Annotated in this window: 6 protein-coding genes; 2 read left to right on the top strand and 4 right to left on the bottom strand. The window is 68.3% G+C overall.

The annotated features are described in order from the left end of the window. Window positions 1-69: 69 nt before the first annotated feature. The 4 genes from bla to lat all read right to left on the bottom strand — a co-directional run bounded on the left by bla (window position 70) and on the right by lat (window position 15608). Window positions 70-1011: a class A beta-lactamase gene (bla, locus tag AB0F38_RS10015; protein WP_361889533.1), complete on the bottom strand. Its 942-nt coding sequence runs from the start codon at window positions 1009-1011 to the stop codon at window positions 70-72. 695 nt (window positions 1012-1706) lie between these two features. Beyond that, on the bottom strand, window positions 1707-2696 hold the full coding sequence (locus AB0F38_RS10010; protein ID WP_361889530.1) for a 2OG-Fe(II) oxygenase family protein: 990 nt from the start codon (window positions 2694-2696) through the stop codon (window positions 1707-1709). A gap of 157 nt (window positions 2697-2853) precedes the next feature. Beyond that, window positions 2854-14061: an amino acid adenylation domain-containing protein gene (locus tag AB0F38_RS10005; protein ID WP_361889527.1), complete on the bottom strand. Its 11208-nt coding sequence runs from the start codon at window positions 14059-14061 to the stop codon at window positions 2854-2856. Between the two features lie 164 nt (window positions 14062-14225). Next, complete coding sequence (gene lat / locus AB0F38_RS10000; protein ID WP_361889524.1) at window positions 14226-15608, bottom strand: L-lysine 6-transaminase; 1383 nt, start codon at window positions 15606-15608, stop codon at window positions 14226-14228. Between the two features lie 873 nt (window positions 15609-16481). On the opposite strand from lat, the gene AB0F38_RS09995 reads away from it, so the two are divergent. Further along, window positions 16482-17672, top strand: a complete 1191-nt coding sequence (locus AB0F38_RS09995; protein ID WP_361889522.1) for an aminotransferase class V-fold PLP-dependent enzyme — start codon at window positions 16482-16484, stop codon at window positions 17670-17672. Window positions 17673-17925: 253 nt separating this feature from the next. Next, window positions 17926-19461, top strand: a complete 1536-nt coding sequence (locus AB0F38_RS09990) for an aldehyde dehydrogenase family protein (RefSeq protein WP_361889519.1) — start codon at window positions 17926-17928, stop codon at window positions 19459-19461. Window positions 19462-19513 lie beyond the last annotated feature (52 nt).

Raw genomic sequence — 19513 nt, 5'->3', positions numbered from 1 at the left:
GGCCCTCGCAGACCCCGGAATTCGCCCCGGTGCCCCGCTTCGCCGGCCCGCGGCGAATGCGCTCTGCCGCTACGACAGGTCGTCGGCGACCACGGCTGCCGCTTCCGCGATCAGCCTGTCGTCGTAGTCGGCGTCCGCCTGCCGCCCGTTCGACATGATCGCCATGACGATGGGGGCGGTGTCGGGGGGCCACACCACGGCGATGTCGTTACGGGTGCCGTAGGTGCTCCCGGCTCCGCTCCGGTCGCCGACGACCCAGCCCTTGGGCATCCCGGCCTTGATGAGTCCGGCGCCGGTGGTGCTGGCCTTCAGCCACTTGGTGAGCTGTGTGCGCTCGCCCTCGCCGAGAACGTCCCCGAGGACGAACGCACGCAGGTCCTCGGCCAGCGCCCGCGGCGTGCTCGTGTCGCTCGTGGCGCCCGGAGACCACTGGTTGAGATCCGGCTCCCGGCGTTCCACCTGGGTGACGTCGTCGCCGATCTCCTCAAGAGCGGCGTCGAGGCCCTGAGGACCCCCGAGCTCATCGAGAAGCAGATTGCCCGCGGTGTTGTCGCCGACGCGGACGGCGGCGTCACACAGCTCGAGCAGGCTCATCCCCGTGTCGACGTGCTTCTCGGTCATCGGGGAGCGGGAGACCAGATCGCCCGAGGAGTAGGTGACCGTGCGCCTCGTCCCGCTCAGCGAGTGCTTGCGCAGCACGGCACCCGCTGCCAGCGCCTTGAAGGTGGAGGCGTAGGCGAACCGCTCGCCGTCGTTGTGGACGACCTCCTGCCCCGTTCCGGTGTCGACGGCATAGACACCCAGCCGTGCGTCGAACCTGCGCTCCAGCGCGGTGAACTCGCGGACGGACGACTTCGCGTCCGGGCCGGGCTTCGTCATCCCGGCGGAGGGGGACGACGGGGCCGGGGGCGACGCGGCCGGTGGTGCCCCCTCCCCGCAGGCCGCCAGCGGGACGAGGGTGAGCACCGTGAGCGCACTGAGAACGGCATGTCGGGCACGGGTATGCTGCATGGTCCAAGCCTCCGGATCGCCCCTGCGCGCAGGACGCGGGACGCACAGATGATGGAGCGACCGGGCCCCGTTCCGGAGCGTGATCATTATCGGGACCATCCTTGCGTTCGGGGCCTATGCGGTCAAATGCACTGGTGTGCAGTCTCCTGTCCGATGGGCGGGGGACCGTGGATCTCGTGGGAGCGTGTCGCGCGGCCATCGGCCGTTCCGACGGTGCGCTCGCCGTTCGGATGCTCCCGCCCCAGGCCCTGTCCGGCGGAACGCGGATCCTGCTGGCCCGTCAGGAACGGAAGGCAGCCGGAGGATCCAGAGCCATGAGCGGATGGCTGCCGTGCTGCCGTGGCGACGGTGCGCAGACGCAGGCCCTCTTGTCGTTGCGGCTCGTTGTCGTCGCGGCTCGTCGCGGCGTCTGCGGATCCCGCGCGGTGGGCGGGCCGCATTTCCTGCCGCTCCGTCTTCGGTGGGCCCGCCGGTTCCGGCCCGGGGATGGTGTGGGCGATCCGGTGTCTTCGCGGCGAGCACCGGTTGCCGCGGGAACTCGCCCCGTCCGATCCGCAGGGAGAACGCGAAAGGGCCCGTCAGCAAACTGACGGGCCCTCGTGGAAGGCCGGTGCTATCCCCAGGATCCGACCGGCGTGCCGTTGTCATCGGCCGGGCTTCGGCCGATCGTGGTCAACACGGCCGGCAGAGCCGTCTCAGGTCTGGCCGTTCTTGGTGATCAGCTTCTGCAGGCCCTGCTGGAGATACTCGCCGTACGAGATCGCCGGGTTCAGCTCCACCTCGCCTCCACTGTCGGGCAGGAAGGGCTCGACCACGCTGTTGTGCCCGCCGTTGAGGAAGAACGGCAGGGACAGGCGCTCCGCGTTGACGAACTTCACGCGGTGATTCGGGGCCGGGAAGTAGTCGTTCGTGACGTGCCCCATGTAGGTGCCGCAGTTGACCAGGAAGTTGTCCTCGGACGTCGGCAGGTCCTGCCAGCCATCGACCGTCTCGACCTGCAGGTTCTGCACCTGGGTCTGGAAGAGCACGGTGATCATCGACACGTCCAGGTGGTCCTCGAAGCTCAGCTTCGTACCGTCCGGTCCCGTCTTGACCGGCGGGTAGTCCTCCAGATAGGGGTAGCGGATCATCGAGACGGAGGACAGCGAGTCGGCCTTCGCGAGCGCGGGGTCGAAGAAGTTCTCGGCCTTCCCGAGAGCCAGCGCGAGGCCTCGCATGATCACCGTGGAGAGCTGGAGCATGTCCCGGTAGTACTGCTCGCAGAACGTCCGGAACCCCGGGTGCCTGTCCTCGTCCGGCCAGATGTTCACCTCGTGCATCGGCGTGCCGGACTTGATCATGGGGTGTTCGTCGTTGAAGAGCGGGTTCAGGTAGCAGAAGGACTCGACGGCCTTCCTGCCCTTGACGGCCATGTAGTAGCCGTTGCGCACGTGCGGGTTGTTCTCGTTGTACGCGTTGATCGCCAGGTCGTACTTCTCCTGGTCGCTCATGGTCCGGTGGAACTCGTTGACCACGTCCTGCAGCCGCTGAACGTCGATGCCGTGGTGGGATGCGTAGAAGAAGCCGGATCCCCGGCACGCCTTGTTGATCTGCTGCGCGACGCGCGTCTTCTCGTTCGAGTCGTCACCGAACAGCGGCGAGATGTCGATCGTCGGAACTTCTGCCGACGGCATCGGAATTGGCATGGAACCCCTCCGTGGACTGAGCACCCAGCGCTGGCGCTGGTGGCTGGAATCGACGCGTGAACCGCGCCTCCGGGCGGTCGAGCACCCTCGTCGAGTGCTCGACCGCGATCTGCGGGACATCACCCGGCTGAATCGACCCGGGTTCCGCATGTCTTGTTCACCAGGCATCCGACAACGACGTCGAGACGCGTTCACATATGCCACCGACCAGGCGTTCGTTGCGTACCCACGAATGATGGGTCTCACCGCGGAGCAGGTGAACCTCGATCAGTTCGGTCGGCAGGAGCGTGTCCAGGCCGTTGTACGGCGATCGCTGATAGAAGTCGAACAGCCGGCGCTGCTGGTCGTCGCGGACGATCTCGTTCGGCTCGCCCGCCTTGAACATCACCAGGTTTCCGATGCCCGCGCCCAGCCTCTCCAGATCCGCCTGGCTGGGCTGGTAGTGGTAGTTGATCGGATCGAGGATGTCCTCGACCTCGGGAAGCCCGATACCGGCCGACGCGTGCCGCATGTTGAAGTACGAGTCGATGAGGAACAGGTTGTCGACCTTCTCACCGGCACGCGACAGCTGCAACGACACCTCCAGAGCGAGCACACCTCCGAAGCTCCAGCCGAGGAAGCTGTACGAGCCGGACGGCTGGAGGTCCCTTATGTGGTCGAGGTGGTACCGGGCCAGGGCCTCGAACGACTCCATGGGAGAGTGCAGGTGCACGTTGTTGAAGAGCACGAGCCGGTATCCGGGCAGCCGTTGCGCGATGTTGCTCAGGTAGCTCTCGGCCCCGCCCTCGCCCGGGGGGAAGACGAAGAGGGTGTGCTCGGTGCTCTCCTCGTTGACGAGGATGTACGGGTCGAAGTCACCCTCGGCCGCTTCCGGTGCCTCCGCCTGCCGGGAACCGCTCCCCTCCCGCGACACGGTCGACGTGTGGACCACCAACTGCTCAAGCCACGACTGCAGTTCGGTCGTGAACCGCTGGGTGGCGGCCTCGCTCAGCCGACTGTCGACCACGGTGACGAGACGACCGCCGGTGCACCTCATCGTCACGTCGACGCTGAACTGGTCCGCTCCCCGGTTGTGGTCCGAGATCCGGCTGCCCGACATCGCGGAGTCGAGATGCCAGCCCGCCGACACGTCCGGCGTGTGCCGGCCCTCGTCGGACAGCCGCCCCAGATAGTTGAAGCTGACCGGCGGAAGGGGCGCCCGCTCTGTTCCGTACCTGCCGAAGAGGGCACCGTAACCGACGCCGTGGTGCGGTACCCGCCGGGCGGCCTCCCTCGTCGCCTGGATGCTGCGCCCGAGGTCCTGCTGGTCCACCTCGAGGGCCAGCGGGTGCATCGTCGTGAACCATCCGACGGTGTGCCGGACGTCGGGCGCACCGTCGAAGCGCTCACGACCGTGGCCTTCGACCGTGACGTAGTTCGTCGTCAGCCCGGTGATCGACCGCAGGGCGAACCCGGTCGCCGTCAGCAGCAGGTCGTTCATGGTGGTGTCGTAGGCCCAGTGGCTCTCGGTGAGCAGCGTCTGGGTGTCCGAGGCGTTCAACGCGAACTCCCGCCGGTGCGTCACCACATCGCGTGACTCGGCTGCCAGCGCTTCCGAGGCCGTCGTGGCCATGCCCTCGGTGACCTCCTCCCAGAGCTGCCGCTCGTCCTCGCCGGGCACGTAGCCGCTCAGGGCCTGGGCCCACTGACGGTAGCTACTGGTCTTCTCCTCCAGCTCACCGTCGTGGTAGAGGATCTCCAGATCCTGGGCGAGGATGTGCCAGCTGACGCTGTCCACGATCAGGTGATGCATGGCGAACCAGATCCTCGCCGTGCCGTCGTCGAACCCGTGGAGGTACGCGGCGCAGGAGGTCGGGCCTTGTTCGAGGTCGAAACCGCTCTGCCACCGCGCGAGTTGGCGGCTGATGTCCTCGTCGCGCAGGCCTCGTACATCGAGCTCGTGCAGCACGATGCCGGGGCGGTCGTCCCCGTAGGTCTGCGTGACCTCTCCCCCGTCGTCGGTCCCGGTGTAACGCAGGCTGAACGCGTCGTGGTGCGTGACGAGTTCATCCATGGCCCCGCGCAGCTTCGCCACGTCGAGCGGTGGAGTGCGGACGGCGAAGTTGTGGTTCCAGTAGCCGCGTTCGGCCAGCGGCTTCGCGAAGAACCACTCCTGGACGGGAAGCAGCGGGCAGTCGCCGGTCAGCCGGCCCTGCTCGGGCTCGTCGTGCTCGTCCCCTTCGGCGGCGCTCCGGCCTTCCGGCCTGGCCAGGACGTTGTCGACCAGTTGCCGGACGGTGGGGAAGTCGAAGATGTCCTTGACGCCGACCTTGCGCCCGACCTCCCGCTGCACCTGGACCGCCAGGTGCAGGGAACTGATGCTGTCACCGCCCGACCGGAAGAAGTCGTCGTCGATGCCCACCGAGCCGCCCGGCAGCTGCGCGCTCCACAACTGGCACAGACGAGCCTCGGTACGGCTCCGCGGAGCCACGTAGACCGCCCGCTTCGCCGAGAGGCCCACCCGCGGCAGGGCCTTGAGATCGAGCTTCCCGTTGATCGTCATCGGCAGCGGCCGGTCGAGCCGCACCAGCAGCGACGGCACCATGCTCGGCATCAGCCTCGCCCGCAGAACGGCGAAGATCGCGTCCTCGTCGACGGCCGTGTCCCCGTCCGGCACGTAGTAGCCGACGAGCCGCCTGCTCTCCGGGGAGCGCTCGTCCGCCACCACGACGACCGCGCACTCCCGCACCTGCGGACAGGTGGCCAGGACCGCCTCCACCTCGCCGGGTTCGATTCGGAGTCCGTTGATCTTGACCTGGGCGTCGTTGCGTCCCAGGTACTGGATCTCGCCGTTCCCGGTCCGCCGAACGAGGTCACCGGTTCGGTAGATGACCGGACAGCGGCCGTCACGGCGCTCGGCCTCGGTCTGGAACGGGTTCGGCAGGAACCGCTCCCGGGTGAGCTCCGGCCTGTTCAGGTACCCGTCCGTGACGCACTCACCGGCGATGCAGAGCTCGCCGACCGCCCCGGGGGGAAGCAGCTTCATCGAGCCGCTGAGCACGTGGAGCCGGGAGTTGCCGAGTGGCTGACCGAGGGTGTTCCGGTAGGGCTCACCGGGCTCGAAGCGCCGGACCGTGTTGTACACGGCGCTCTCCGTGGTCCCGTACGCGTTGACGACGGGCCCGGAGAACTCGCGCCGGATCTTCTCGAAGTGGCGCTCGTGGAACGCCTCCCCGGCGACGAGAACGCACCGCAGGTGCTCCAGACGTGTGAGGTCGAACTGCTGGATCTGCGTCGGCGTACCGCTCATGTACGTCAGCCCCGCACCGTTCGCGTACGCGTAGAAGGCGTCGTCGTGGGCGGGCGAGGGCGGCGGCACGATGAGCGTGTGGCCGCCCAGGATCGACAGTGCCAGCTGCTCGACGGAGAAGTCGAAGACGTAGTTCGCCAGGAACAGGACGCCGTGACGCGCCACGTCGGGTGTCCCGAAGTACCGTCCGGCCAGCTGCTCCCGGAAGCTGTCCACCGCGCGGTGCGGGACGAGGACCGCCTTGGGCCTGCCGGTGGTGCCGGACGTGTAGATCGCGTACGCCACATCGGCGCTCGTCACCGGCGTCACCGGGTTCTGCGCGGACTCCGTGTCCAAGGGCAGACGCTCGATGTCCAGCACCGGCAGCTCTGCCGCGGCCGGCAGACCGCGAAGGCGTTCGCCGTGGTCCTGGCCGGCCAGCACGAGCCGGGCCCGCGTGTCCTGCAGCATGAACGCGACCCGCTCGTCGGGATGGCCCGGGTCGATCGGCACGTACGCCGCCCCGGCCTTCCACACCGCGAGGATCGCCGTGATCATCGCCTCGCTCTTGTCCAGCACGAGACCGACCAGATCGCTCGGACGCAGCTCGACGACGGAGCTGAGGTGGTGCGCCAACCGGTTGGCGCGCTCGTTGAGTTCCCGATAGGTCAGCCGCGTGTCGCGGCAGACCACCGCGATCTCCTCCGGCCACGCCTCGGCCATCTCCTCGAACACCCCGTGCAGCGTCCGCGCAGGGCCGGCGGGGGCCGCCGGCGCCACACCGTGGCCGGACCCGGCGTCCAGCAGCGCCGCCTGACCCGCTTCGTCGAGGCAGGTGACGTCGGTCAGCCTGGCCTGCTCCCCCAGGGCGGAGAGCCGGGCGAACTCCGTCAGGATGTGCCGGAACGTGGAGATGAAGCCGCCGGCCCGTGCGTCGTCGAAGAGCGACGCGGCGAACGTCAGGTTGCCCGCCAGGCCCTCGGAGGTCTCGGTCAGAGTGGCCGACAGGTCGAACTTGGTGGCGGTCCAGCCGCCGGCGTCCGGCTTGTGCTCGACCAGCTCGGGCAGTCCCTCCACCGAGGCACGGGCGGTGCGCTCCGTTCCGTTCTGCAGGGTGAAGTTGATCTGCAGCACCGGGTGGCGGCTCGGGTCCTTCTCCAGGTCGAGTTCCTTGACGAGCTGCTCGAAGGGCAGCTCGCCGTGCACCTGTGCCGCGACGACGTCCCCGCCGACCGCGCGTACGTGGTCCATCAGCGTCGCGTCCGGGTCGACCCGGACGCGGAGAGCGAGCAGGTTGGCGAAGAAGCCGATCGTGCGGTCGAACTCCGGTCGCCCGCGGTTGGCGGAGGGAGTTCCGACGACGATGTCGTGCTGGCCCGTGTACACGTTCAGCATGAGGCTCCACGCGCCGAGCAGCACACTGTAGAGACTGACCCGTGCCGACTGGGCCAGGGCCCGGAGCGCTTCCGTGGTCCGCTCGTCGAGGTCGAACTCGATCTCACGGCCGCGGTAGTCGAACCGGGGCGGACGCGGCTTGTCCAGCGGCAGCCTCACCGTCTCGAACCCGGCGAGCCTGTTCGTCCAGAACTCGGTCAGCGCCGACAGCCGCCGGCCGGTCAGGTACTGCCGCTGCCACACGGCGAAGTCCGCGTACGTGCCGCGGATCGTTCCGAGGTCCGCGGCGGGCACACCGTGGAGCAGGGCAGCGAGCTCCCGTCGGAAGCCGTTCCATGACCAGCCGTCGAAGGAGCTGTGGTGGAAGACCAGGCTCAGGTAGACGGTGTCCGGAGTCTCGGCGAGTTCGAACAGGTCCGCCTGGAGGGGCAGCTCCTCGTGCAGCCGGAACACCCGCAGGGAGCGCTCGACGAGTCTCCTGTCCAGCTCCGTGAGGTCCTCGACCGCGTGAGCGACCACGTCGAACATGGCCGATGCCTCGTCCTCCGGCACCGTGTGCAGCCGCCGGGCACCGTCCTGGTCCGTCCTGAGCAGCGTGCGCAGCGCGGGGTGGCGCCGCATCAGGGTGCGCAGGGCCCGGACGATCGCTTCCTTGGACACGACGTCGTCCGTCGCGATCCGGAGCACGAACGGGATGTTGTAGGCAGCGGTGCCGCCCTCGAACTCGTCGATGAACAGGAGACGTTCCTGCGCGAGGGAGAGCAGGGGGCGTGCGGCCCCCGCCGCGGCGCGTCCGGCCACCGGCTCGATGTGTTCGTCACCGGCCTGTGCGCCCATGCCGTGGATGTGTTTCGCCTGTGCCCCGAGGGTCGTGTGCTGGAGTACGGTCGCGACGCCGAGGCCACGGCCGAAACCGGTGGTGATGGCCTGCGCGAGCGCCATCGCACGGATGCTGTCGCCGCCGAGTGCGAAGAAGTCGTCGTTCACGCCGATGCGCTCGGGCGCGACGCCCAGCACCGTGGACCAGAGGCCGCAGAGCTTGACCTCGACGTCGTCGGCGGGCGCGACGTACTCGGTGTTGTCCCCCGCCCCGAAGTCCGTCTCCGGGAGCCGCCGGGTGTCGAGCTTTCCGCTCGGTGTCACCGGGATGTCCGTGATCCGCAGGATGCGGGACGGCACGATGGCGTCGGGCAGCTTCGCCCGCATCCACTGCCTCACGTCCTGCTCGTCGAGGTCGTCGTCGCAGACGTAGAAGCCGACGAGGTACTTCTGCGTGACGGCGGCCACCGTCGCCTTGTGCTCGCGGGCGATCACCAGGGACCGGGTAACGCCGGGGTACGAGGACAGGGCCGCCTCGACCTCACCGAGCTCGACGCGCTGTCCTCGGATCTTGACCTGGAGGTCGGTGCGGCCCAGGCACTCCAGTTCTCCGTTGGGCAGCCACCGGACCAGGTCGCCCGTCTTGTAGACGCGCGCGTTCTGCCCCGACTCCCTCTCCTGAGGGGTCTGGAACGGGTTGTCGACGAACCGGTCAGCCGTCAGGTCGTCACGATTGAGGTATCCACGCGTGACGCCGGTGCCACCGATGTAGAGCTCGCCCATACCGCCGACCGGAACGCGCTTCATCTCCTTGTTGAGCACATAGCACGCGGTGTTCGCCACCGGGTGGCCGATGCTCTTGGTGGCGCGCCGCTCGCCCAGCCCGTAGAGCCGCTTGTGGCTCGTGATCGAGATCTCCGTCGGGCCGTACCCGTTGATGATGGTGCCCTTGAACGTCCCGCGGATCTTGTTGAAGACCGGCTCGGTGAAGTCCTCACCGATCGCGTCGATACGGGTCAGGGTCGTCGTCGTCGAGTAGTCGTACAGCGACAGCACCGAGGGCGTTCCGGAGAGGTACGTGACCTTCTCGTCGTTGATGTACCGGTACAGGCGTTCCGTGTCCGTGCGCATCCTGTCGTCGAGCACCACCAGCTTCTGCCCACTGAGCAGCGCGTCGGTCATCTGTTCGACGAAGTGGTCGAAGACGTAGTTGGAGAACGACAGGACGGCCTCGTCCCGCCGGTCCTTCTCCAGCCCGAACAGCTTCACCATGGAGGCCTGGAGGTTGACGACTCCCCGGTGTTCGACGAGCACCGCCTTGGGCTTGCCGGTGGTGCCCGAGGTGTAGATCGCGTAGGCCAGATCGGTGCTCGTCACCGTGGTGAGCGGCTTGGGTCCGGGCTGCTCGTCCAACGGGAGCCGCTCGATGTCCAGCACCGGCAGCTCTGCCGTGGCCGGCAGACCCCGGAGCCGCTCACCGTGTGTCTCGCCGGTCACCACCAGGCGGGCCCTGGTGTCCTCCAGCATGAAAGCGATGCGGTCGTCGGGGTAGCCCGGGTCGATCGGGACATACGCCGCCCCGGCCTTCCACACCCCCAGAATCGCGACGAACATCAACTCGCTCTTGTCCAGCACCAGGCCCACCAGATCATTCGGCCCCAGATCGACGAGGGACCTCAGGTGGTGCGCCAACCGGTTCGCCCGTTCGTCGAGCTGACGATAGGTCAGCCTCCGGTCGCGGTACACGACCGCGATCTCGTCCGGCCAGGCCGCGGCCATCTCCTCGAACACCCCGTGAAGGGTCTTCTCCGCCGGGAACTCGGTCTCCGTGCGGTTCCAGGAGTCGAAGCACTCGACCATCGCCGGTGACACGAACTCCAGGGCGCCGACCGGCTGCTCGATGTCGTCGGCCACCTGGCCGAACAGCGTCCGTGTCGCGTCGAGCAGGGTGTCGATGGTGGCGGATTCGAACAGCTCACCCGCGTACCACAGGGTGATCGTCAGCTCGTCGCCCTCCTCACGCGCCACGACGGCCAGCGGGTAGTCGACCTTGTCGGCGTCGTATCCCTTCTCGTAGCGGAGGAGTTCGTCATGCTCCCGCTGCTCGGCCTCGTCCAGCAGGCGCGGGTAGTTCTCCAGCACCAGCAGGGTGTCGAACAACCGGCGCTTCATGCCGCCGGTCTCCAGCCGGCCCAACTCCACCGTGCTCGTGCTGGTCATGGTGTTGACGGCGGCCTGGATGTCACCGATGGCTTCGCCCACGCTCTTGGACGCCTGGTCATCGTGGTCGACGATCAGGGGAAGAGTGTTGATGAACAGGCCGACCGAGTTCTCGATGGCGTCGACGTGAAGGTTGCGTCCGGACACGATCGTCCCCACCACCGTGGTGTTCCCGCCACCGATGGCGTACAGGACCTTGTGCCACACGAACTGCAACACCGAGTGCAGAGTGACGGAGTTGGCGGCGCACCTCGCCTTGAGCGCGGCGGTCCGCTCCGCACCGAGGCACAGCTTCCGCGTCCGGTGCTCCCGCACGTGGTCGTAGTCGTTCAGCGCGACCTGGTAGCGGATCTCCTCCTTGACCAGTCCGCCGAAGTCGCCGCGTTCGTCGATGCGCTCGATCTGCTCCACCCAGTAGTCGGCGTGGTCGTCCCGGTGCGCCTCCCAGTGCAGCTGGGTCGCCACGTACGCGCTGTCCACCGCCGGTTCGAGCTCGTCGCCCCGGATCAGACGCAGGTACGTGCGGTGCACGTCGTCGTGCAGTACCGCCAGGCTCCAGCCGTCCAGGATGAGGTGGTGGCAGCTGAAGACCAGCGAGAACAGGTCCTCGCGCTGCTTGACCAGGTAGACACGGAACAGCCGGCCCTCGGCCGGCTCGTACGGCTCGGTCCGGTCCCGCTCCTGCAGCTCCCGGATGCGGTCGTCCTGCTCACCGCAGTCCGCCGGCCCGCTCAGATCGACGAATCGCCAGTCGAAGGGCCGGTCGTCGTGGTCGATGATCTGCAGCGGTTGCTCGGCCCACTCGAAGCGCAGCCTCAGCGCGGGGTACTTCCGCTGCGCCGCCTGCCACGCCTCCTTCATCAGGTCGGGGCGGATGTGACATCGATAGCGATGCACCGACTGCATCACGTAGGCGTCGTCGCCGTCCCGGCTCTTCAGCGCGTGATAGAGCAGACCCTGCTGCAGGCCGTTCGCGCGCAGCCTGAGGGATCCGTCCTCGGCCGTGAACTGCTGCACGTCCAACGGCGGTTCCTCCGCCTGCCCCTGCTGCCGCTCCAGGTGGTCCGCCAGCTCCCCCAGCGTCCTGAGGGTGAACACGTCCTCGACACCGACGTAGACGCCCAGGCGCTGCCGCACCCGTGCGATGAGCAGGATGCACGAGATGCTCTGGCCCCCGAGCCGGAAGAAGTCGTCACGGTCGCCGATCCGTTCCGCCGGGACGCCGAGGACCGTGCTCCAGATCTCGCGCAGCTCGTCGCGGAAGCCGCCGGCCGTACCCGCCGGACGGTCGCCGCCGGCGGACAGTGCGGACGCCCCGCCCGAGCGGGTGATGTCCACCTCGGGCAGCGCCCGCCAGTCCACCTTTCCGTTGACGTTGACCGGGACGCTGCTGAGGCGGACCATCCGGGCGGGGACCATGATGCGGATCAGCCGCTGTTCGAGGAACGCCAGCAGTTCCTCCTCGGTCACCTCCGCCGAGGGTTCGGTCACGTAATAGCCGACCAGGCAGCGGTCGGTCGCACCGCCGGCCCCTTCACGGGCCACGACGACGCACTTGCGTACACCCGGGAACTCGGTCGCCTGCGCCTCGATCTCGCCCGGCTCCACGCGGACACCGTTCAGCTTCAGCTGGAAGTCGCTGCGGCCCATGAATTCGACTTCGCCGGACGGCAGGACCCGGGCCAGATCACCGGTCCGGTAGATGCGGGAGTTCTGTCCGCGGGTCTCGTCCCGCTCCGACTGGAACGGGTTCGGTGTGAAGCGCTCGGCGGTCAGGTCGTCCCGATTGAGATAGCCCGGAGCCACACCCCGTCCGCCGATGTACAACTCGCCGATGGCACCGATCGGCAGTTGCTTGAGATTCTGACTCAGGACGTACCACTTCACGTTGCGTACCGGCCGGCCGATGCTGCGGTCCCTGCGCTCCGTGACGCCCGGTGCGAATTCCTTGACGGCGGTGACGAAGGCGGCCTCGGTGAAGGCGTACTCATTGATGATGTGACCGGAGAAGACCTCACGGAGCTGGCGAAGCGAGGCCGCCGTCAATTCCTCCCCGACCAGCAACAGCTTCTTGAGGCTCGAACATCGACGCAGGTCGAAATGCTGGAGCACCGATCCCGTGGCGTTGAGATAGGTGACGCCGTGCCGCTCCAGGAATGCGGGGAACTGGTCGGGGTCCAGCCTGACCGCCTCGGGGACGATCACCAGGGTCTGTCCGTTGATGAGCGCGATCAGGGTCTGCCGCAGATGCGGTTCGAACACGTACGAGGCGAAGAGCGCGACACGCTCCTCGCCGGGCCGACGCATGTCGTAACGCTCGGACAGGTCCGTGATGCTGTTCACGACGCTGTCGTGATATTTGGGAACTCCCTTCGGCACCCCGGTGGTGCCCGAGGTGTACGTGAGGTAGGCGAGATCCCCACTGCCGAGCGACAGCGCCGGCTTGTCCCGCACCGCGCTCCCGCCGGCGGCCTGCTCCGCGAGGGCCGTTTCGATCTCGATGACGCGGACGGCGGCGTGCTCCGGACCGAGGATCTCCCTGATCCGCGCTGAGTTGCGCCGATCGGTGACGATGCCGGAAAGCCGGGTGTCACCGACGACGAAGCGAACCCGCTCGGCCGGGTAGCCGGGGTCGATCGGCACGTAGGCCGCCCCGGCCTTCCAGATCCCGAGGGTGGCGACGACGCCCAGGTCACTCTTGTCGAGGTAGAGACCGACGAGCTCCTGCGGCCGGACACCCAGCTCGGACCCGAGCAGCCGGTGCGCGAACTGGTTGGACCGCTCGTCGACCTCGCGATAGGTCAGCCTGGTGTCGCCGAAGACGACGGCCGTGCTGTCCGGCGACTGCCGGGCAGCGTCCTCGAACAGGTCGTTGAGCCGCTTCCCCACCGGGAAGTCACCATCGGTGTCGTTCCACCGGTGAAGCTGCTCCCGCTGCTCCTCGGACACCAGCTCGATGCCGGAGACGAGCTGCGTGGGACAGCCGAGGAACTGGCCGAGCACCTCGCGGACGACGTCGAGCACGCCGGCGATCGTCCTGTCCTCGAACAGGTCTCCGGCGTAGGCCAGCGTCCACTGCAGGCATCCGTCCGTCTCGACGTCCCTGACGATGACGGCGAGTGGTGTCGAGGGCAGGTCGGCCAAGGCCACGTCGTGATCGGCCAGCAGAAGCAGGGCGTCGAACAGACCACGCTGCAGCAACGCGTCCGGACGTGTGTACGCGTCCTTCCGGCGCAGGGCCTCGTCGAGCTCCTCGACCGCCGCGAGGCAGGTGAGCCCGGACTGCTCGACATGGTCGACGATGACCGGAAGAACACCGGCCTGCCGTATGTCATCCGTTCCGGTGGCGTCGACGAGTGCGGTGACCGTCCGGTTTCCGTGGCCGTACGCGCGCATGACGCTGTGCAGCGTGGCGAGTGCGAACGCACCGACCGACACACCACTGTTGTCGCGCAGCGCGCTCCTCAGCGCGGTGTAGTCCTGCCCACCGATGAGTAAGGCCTGGTGTTTCGTCGCACGGATGCCAGGATCGTCGTCCCGCACCGCGATCCTCTTGCGCCACTCGTCCTTGAGGAGCATTTCCAGATCGCAGCGCTCGCCCGACACACCTTCGATGCGGGCAGACCATTCCGCGGCCGTCGTGCCGTGTCGTCCTGACATCATACGTAGGCTCTCCGTCATGCAGGATGTGTGCGACGCACAGCGGTGGCAGGAGCCACCTCCCGGTCGCGAGATGAGGGAACTCGTCGTTTCGCACGGCGCGAGGACGTCACCGGCAACGGGGACGTCCTCGGGGAACCGCCCTGTGGCTTTCTGATCGCCGCCGGTCAGACGGAACGTGCATCGGACGGTGAGAGGCCGACGCTGCGCGCCAGTGCGGCGAGAGCGTGGTCGATCTCGCTCTCGGTGATCGTCAACGGCGGACGGAACCGGAGGCTGCGGTCACCGCACGGCAGAGCGATCACCTGGTGCTCCTGGTACATCCGGCGCAGGACGTCGTCACGGACCTGGGCGTCCGGCAGGTCGATCGCGCACATCAGACCGCGGCCGCGGGCGTTGCTCACGAGCGCGGGCAGCTCGGTGGCCAGGGCTTCGAGGCCGTCGCGGAGGTACTTGCCGCGCTGGACGACGGTGTCGAAGAGCTGCGTACGCTCGATCGTCTCGAGCACCCGGGTGGCCCGGACCATGTCGGCGAGGTTGCCGCCCCAGGTCGAGCTGATCCGGGAGGACACGCGGAAGACGTTGTCCGCGACCTCGTCGATCCGACCGCCGCCCATCACGCCGCAGGCCTGGGTCTTCTTGCCGAACGCCACCAGGTCGGGCCGCAGGCCCAGCTGCTGGTAGGCCCACGCGGTGCCCGTGATCCCACAGCCGCTCTGGACCTCGTCGAGCACGAACAGGGCGTCGTACTCGTGGCAGAGTCGCTGCATGGCCTGGAGGAAGCCGGCGCTGAGGTGGTTGTCGCCGCCTTCGCCCTGGATCGGCTCGGCGAGGAAGCAGGCGATCGTCCCGCCCGCGGCACGGAATGCCGCCTCGGCGGCTTCCAGCGCCCGCTGCTCGGCCTCTCGATTCGCCTCGGCGTGCTCGGTGAGTGGATGCTGAAGGGCGGGCGAGGGGATCCGCGGCCAGGTGAACTTGGGGTAGCGGGCGGTCTTCGCCGGCTCGGTGTTCGTCAGGGACAGCGTGTAGCCGCTGCGACCGTGGAACGACCGCTCCAGGTGCAGCACCTGGAGACCGTTGACGGCGTCCTCGTCGAGGCCGAGCTGCTGCGCCTTCCAGTCGAAGGCGGCCTTGAGCGCGTTCTCGACGGCCAGCGCACCGCCGTCCACGAAGAACAGGTGCGGCAGCAGCGGGTCTCCGAGCACCCGGGCGAACGTCCTGACGAACCGGGCGTACGGAACCGTGTACATATCCGGGTTCGATGGCTTGTTGACGGCTGCCGCGGCGAGTTCACGCATGAACTCCTCGTCGTCGACGATGCAGCCCGGATTTATACCCAGGGGTGCCGAGGCGAAGAATGAGAACAGGTCGAGGTAGCGGTTTCCCGTCACGGCGTCCACGAGCCAGGAGCCCGAACTCGCCGACAGGTCGAGTACGAAGTCGTATCCATCGACCAGCACGTGGGGCTCAAGCGCGCTGCGCACATCCCGAGCATTCGGACCAGCCTTTTCAGGAATGCCGAAATCGGGGTCGTCTTCTCGTTCACCCATTTTTGACGTTTTCAGAGACATGCACTCTCCCAGTGTCGCCGGGCGCGATGAGTGCACAATCCTGTGCCGTAGGAGGAGTTGTCAACACCTGCCAAACCCTCCCCAGGGCGGCGGACAGCGCAGCAATTCGCTGCACCGACGCGGCCGGCACCCTTCGAGCGCACTCCCGCACCAACTGATCGATCGAAGACGGATAAGCACCCTGACGGCATGGACGGCCGGCTCGGGAACGCCGTACATGCATGGCCCAGCCGCCGGCGGGCACGCCGAACGCGAGGGGCGCGTGGTCGCGACGCACCCCTCGAGTCGACGACCTACTCTATTGCCCGAACTCTTCGGGTTCTCTTCCGGAACTCTCAGGATCTTCCTCTGCCGCTCTCGAAGCTCTCTTTACGGAACGCGACCTGCGCATACACGTCCACAAGAGCCGTCGAGGGGTTTCCGTAAATAGCGGAAGAGCCATTCCACAGGCCGCAATTCGGACAGGCCTCACCGTCTCGCCGATGTGGCCGAAAGTATGTCATCAGCTTGATCAGAACGCCGACGTGAAGCCATGGTAATCGTCTCGACCGAAGCTACCCAGGAAGTGGAGGTCGCTGGTACGGTGACCGCGTCGACCAAGGGCCCGCCCGAGTTCCTCGCAAATCGGCCCAGTTATGCATCCGGCATTGAACGATCCACGGAAAGGCTCGGCGGGTGTTCCGGGAGCGCGGCGTCCGAGCGAAGCCGCCAATTCCCTGCGGAGCCGAGGCGCCTATCGGGGCGAGCGGTGGTCGGCGTCCCGGGGAAGTCCGGAGAACCAGCAACACGAAGTGACGCAACGGGACCACGAGGCAGGCGAGTCAATGGGTGCGAGGGGCGGGAGATCACCACATGGTCGTAGCCGACTGGGGTAATGCCCGTGAACAGATGCTGCTCGACCCCACGGTCGTCAACCTCAACACCGGCTCCGGTGGACCGCTGTCCCGTAGCACCTTCGCGCATGTGACCAGCCTTCGCAGCCGCCTCGCCGCCGAACCGATGGACTTCCTGTTGCGCGAGGTCCCCTCACTGTTGGGGAAGGCGCGCGAGCGCATGGCCGGTTTCCTGGGTGGAGATCCGCGACGCCTGGTCTTCACCACCAACGTGACCGGAGCCGTCAACCTGGTGGCCTCCTCCCTCGACCTGGCCGCACCGGGCGAGATCCTGCTGACCGACCACGAGTACACGCCGATGCGGTGGTGTTGGGAACGCGTGGCGCGGCGCCAGGGACTGGCGCTGAGAACGTTCCGCCTGCCGACCCTGCCCACCGGCCCGGGTGAGATCGTCGACGCCGCCGTCGCCGCGATGAGTCCGCGGACCCGGCTGTTGTCCTTCAGCCATGTCGTGTCGTCGACGGGGCTCGTCCTGCCCGCCCGGGAGTTGTGCGAAGAGGCCCGCCGCCGCGGGATCGTGACCGTGGTCGACGGCGCCCACGCACCGGCGTTCACGGATCTGGACCTGGACGGCATCCCGTGCGACTTCTACGCGGGTAGCGGCCACAAATGGCTGTTGGCACCCACCGGCGTGGGCTTTCTGCACTTCGGCGCGGGGCACGAGGAGAGCCTTGAACCGCTGCAGGTGAGCTGGGCGTACCGGTCCCCGTCGGGGAGCGGACCGCCGGACGAACCCGACCGGTTCGGCAGTACCCCACGGGTGCGCGGACTCGAGTGCGAGGGGACGCGGGACATCTGCCCGTGGCTCACCGTGCCGGAGTCCATCGACTTCCAGGCGGCCCTCGGCCACGATCTGATCCGCTCGCGCATGCGCGAGGTCGCGGGCTACGCGCGCCAACGCCTCACCGGCTGGCAGGGGCTGGAGCCGGCGACGCCGGAGGCTGCGGCGCTGTCCGGCGGGATGGTGGCGTTCCGCCTGCCCGAGGGAACGGACGCGGCCGGACTGCACCGCCTGCTCTGGGAGCGCTTCCGCATCGAGACGGCGGTGGCGGAGCGGCCGGACCACTCTCTGATCCGGGTCTCGACGCACTTCTACACCACCGAAGGCGAGATCGACTGCTTGGCGGAGGCGCTGAAGGAGTTGATGTGAAGCCCATGACCCGGTCTCGAGTCCCGGGGTCACCACCGCGTCGCGCTTCCCGCACCTGCGCTTCCCCGCGGTCGGGTTCTCGTGGGGCGCGCGCCCCCGGTGCGGGGACGGCCGCCGGCGGGCCGCCCGTGTGGCAGGGCGGGAGCGGCTGACGCCGCGAGGTGGACGAGATCCGTCACGTTCAGGCAGCAGGAAGTTCGGGCGCGGGATGCAAGAGGCAGCCGGGTCTCGACACGGTCGATGAGGAGTCTCCATGGTTACAGAGGTCAGCAGCACCGACGACGTCCGTGCGAAGGCCGAGAACGCTCTGGCGCGCTGCGGAGTCGAACTCGGCGCTTTCAAGGGCGATGCCATCACCGCCCGGACGCCGGTCACCGGCGCCGCCCTGTTCGGCCTGCGCGCCGACACCCCGGCGGACGTCGACCGGGCCGTCGAAGCCGCGCAGGCGGCGTTCCTGGACTGGCGGACCACTCCGGCGCCGGCGCGGGGCGCTCTGGTCAAGCGGTTCGGCGAGCTGCTCACCGAGCACAAGCAGGACCTCGCCGACCTGGTCACCGTCGAGGCCGGCAAGATCCGGTCCGAGGCCCTCGGCGAGGTGCAGGAGATGATCGACATCTGCGACTTCGCGGTGGGCCTGTCCCGGCAGCTCTACGGCCGCACCATGCCCTCCGAGCGCCCCGGGCACCGGCTGATGGAGACCTGGCACCCCCTGGGGGTGGTCGGCGTGATCTCCGCCTTCAACTTCCCGGTCGCCGTGTGGGCGTGGAACGCGACGGTGGCCCTGGTCTGCGGCGACACCGTGGTCTGGAAGCCGTCCGAGCTCACCCCTCTGACCGCGCTGGCATGTACCGCTCTGCTCGACCGCGCCTGCACCGAAACCGGCGCCCCTGCCCACCTCAACCAGGTCGTGCTCGGTGCCTCCGAGATCGGCGAGCGACTCGTGGACTCCCCGCTGGTGCCGCTGATCAGCGCGACCGGCTCGACCCGGATGGGTCGTGCGGTCGGCCCCCGCGTGGCCGCCCGGTTCGGGCGCAGCATCCTGGAGCTCGGCGGGAACAACGCCGCCGTGGTGACGCCGTCGGCGGACCTCGCTCTCACCGTCAACGCGGCTGTGTTCGCCGCGGCAGGCACGGCCGGCCAGCGGTGCACCACGCTCCGCAGGCTGATCGTGCACGCCGACATCGCCGACACCGTCGTCGAGCAGCTCACCGCCGCCTACCGCCGGCTCCCGATCGGCGATCCCTTCCAGGACGCCACCCTGGTCGGCCCCCTCGTCAACGAGGCCTCCTACGACAGGATGCGCGCCTCTCTGGCCCGTGCGGTCGAGGAGGGCGGCACCCTGTGCGTCGGTGGTGAACGGCAACTCTCGGACGCGGCACCGGACTCCTTCTACGTCCGGCCCGCCATCGTGCGGATGCCCGAGCAGACCGCCGTCGTACGGGAGGAGACCTTCGCGCCCATCCTGTACGTCCTCACCTACCGCGACCTCGGCGAGGCGATCCGGCTGCACAACGACGTGCCGCAGGGGCTGTCCTCCGGCATCTTCACCGCCGACCAGAGCGAGGCGGAGAGGTTCCTGGCCGCCGACGGCGCGGACTGCGGCATCGTCAACGTCAACATCGGCACCTCGGGCGCGGAGATCGGCGGCGCGTTCGGCGGCGAGAAGGAGACGGGCGGCGGCCGCGAGTCCGGATCCGACGCCTGGCGGGCGTACATGCGCCGCGCGACCAACACGGTGAACTACTCCGGGCAGGTGGCGCTGGCACAGGGCGTGGACTTCTCCCGGTAGGGACGACCGGGGAGCCCGACAGCCGTCGGGTCAGCGGCGAGGCCATGGCTCG

It is taken from the genome of Streptomyces sp. NPDC025273, assembly GCF_040638585.1.
GTDB lineage: Bacteria > Actinomycetota > Actinomycetes > Streptomycetales > Streptomycetaceae > Streptomyces > Streptomyces cinereorectus.
Note: the sequence above shows the minus strand (reverse complement) of the source record. Positions and strands in the feature narration are given on the sequence as shown.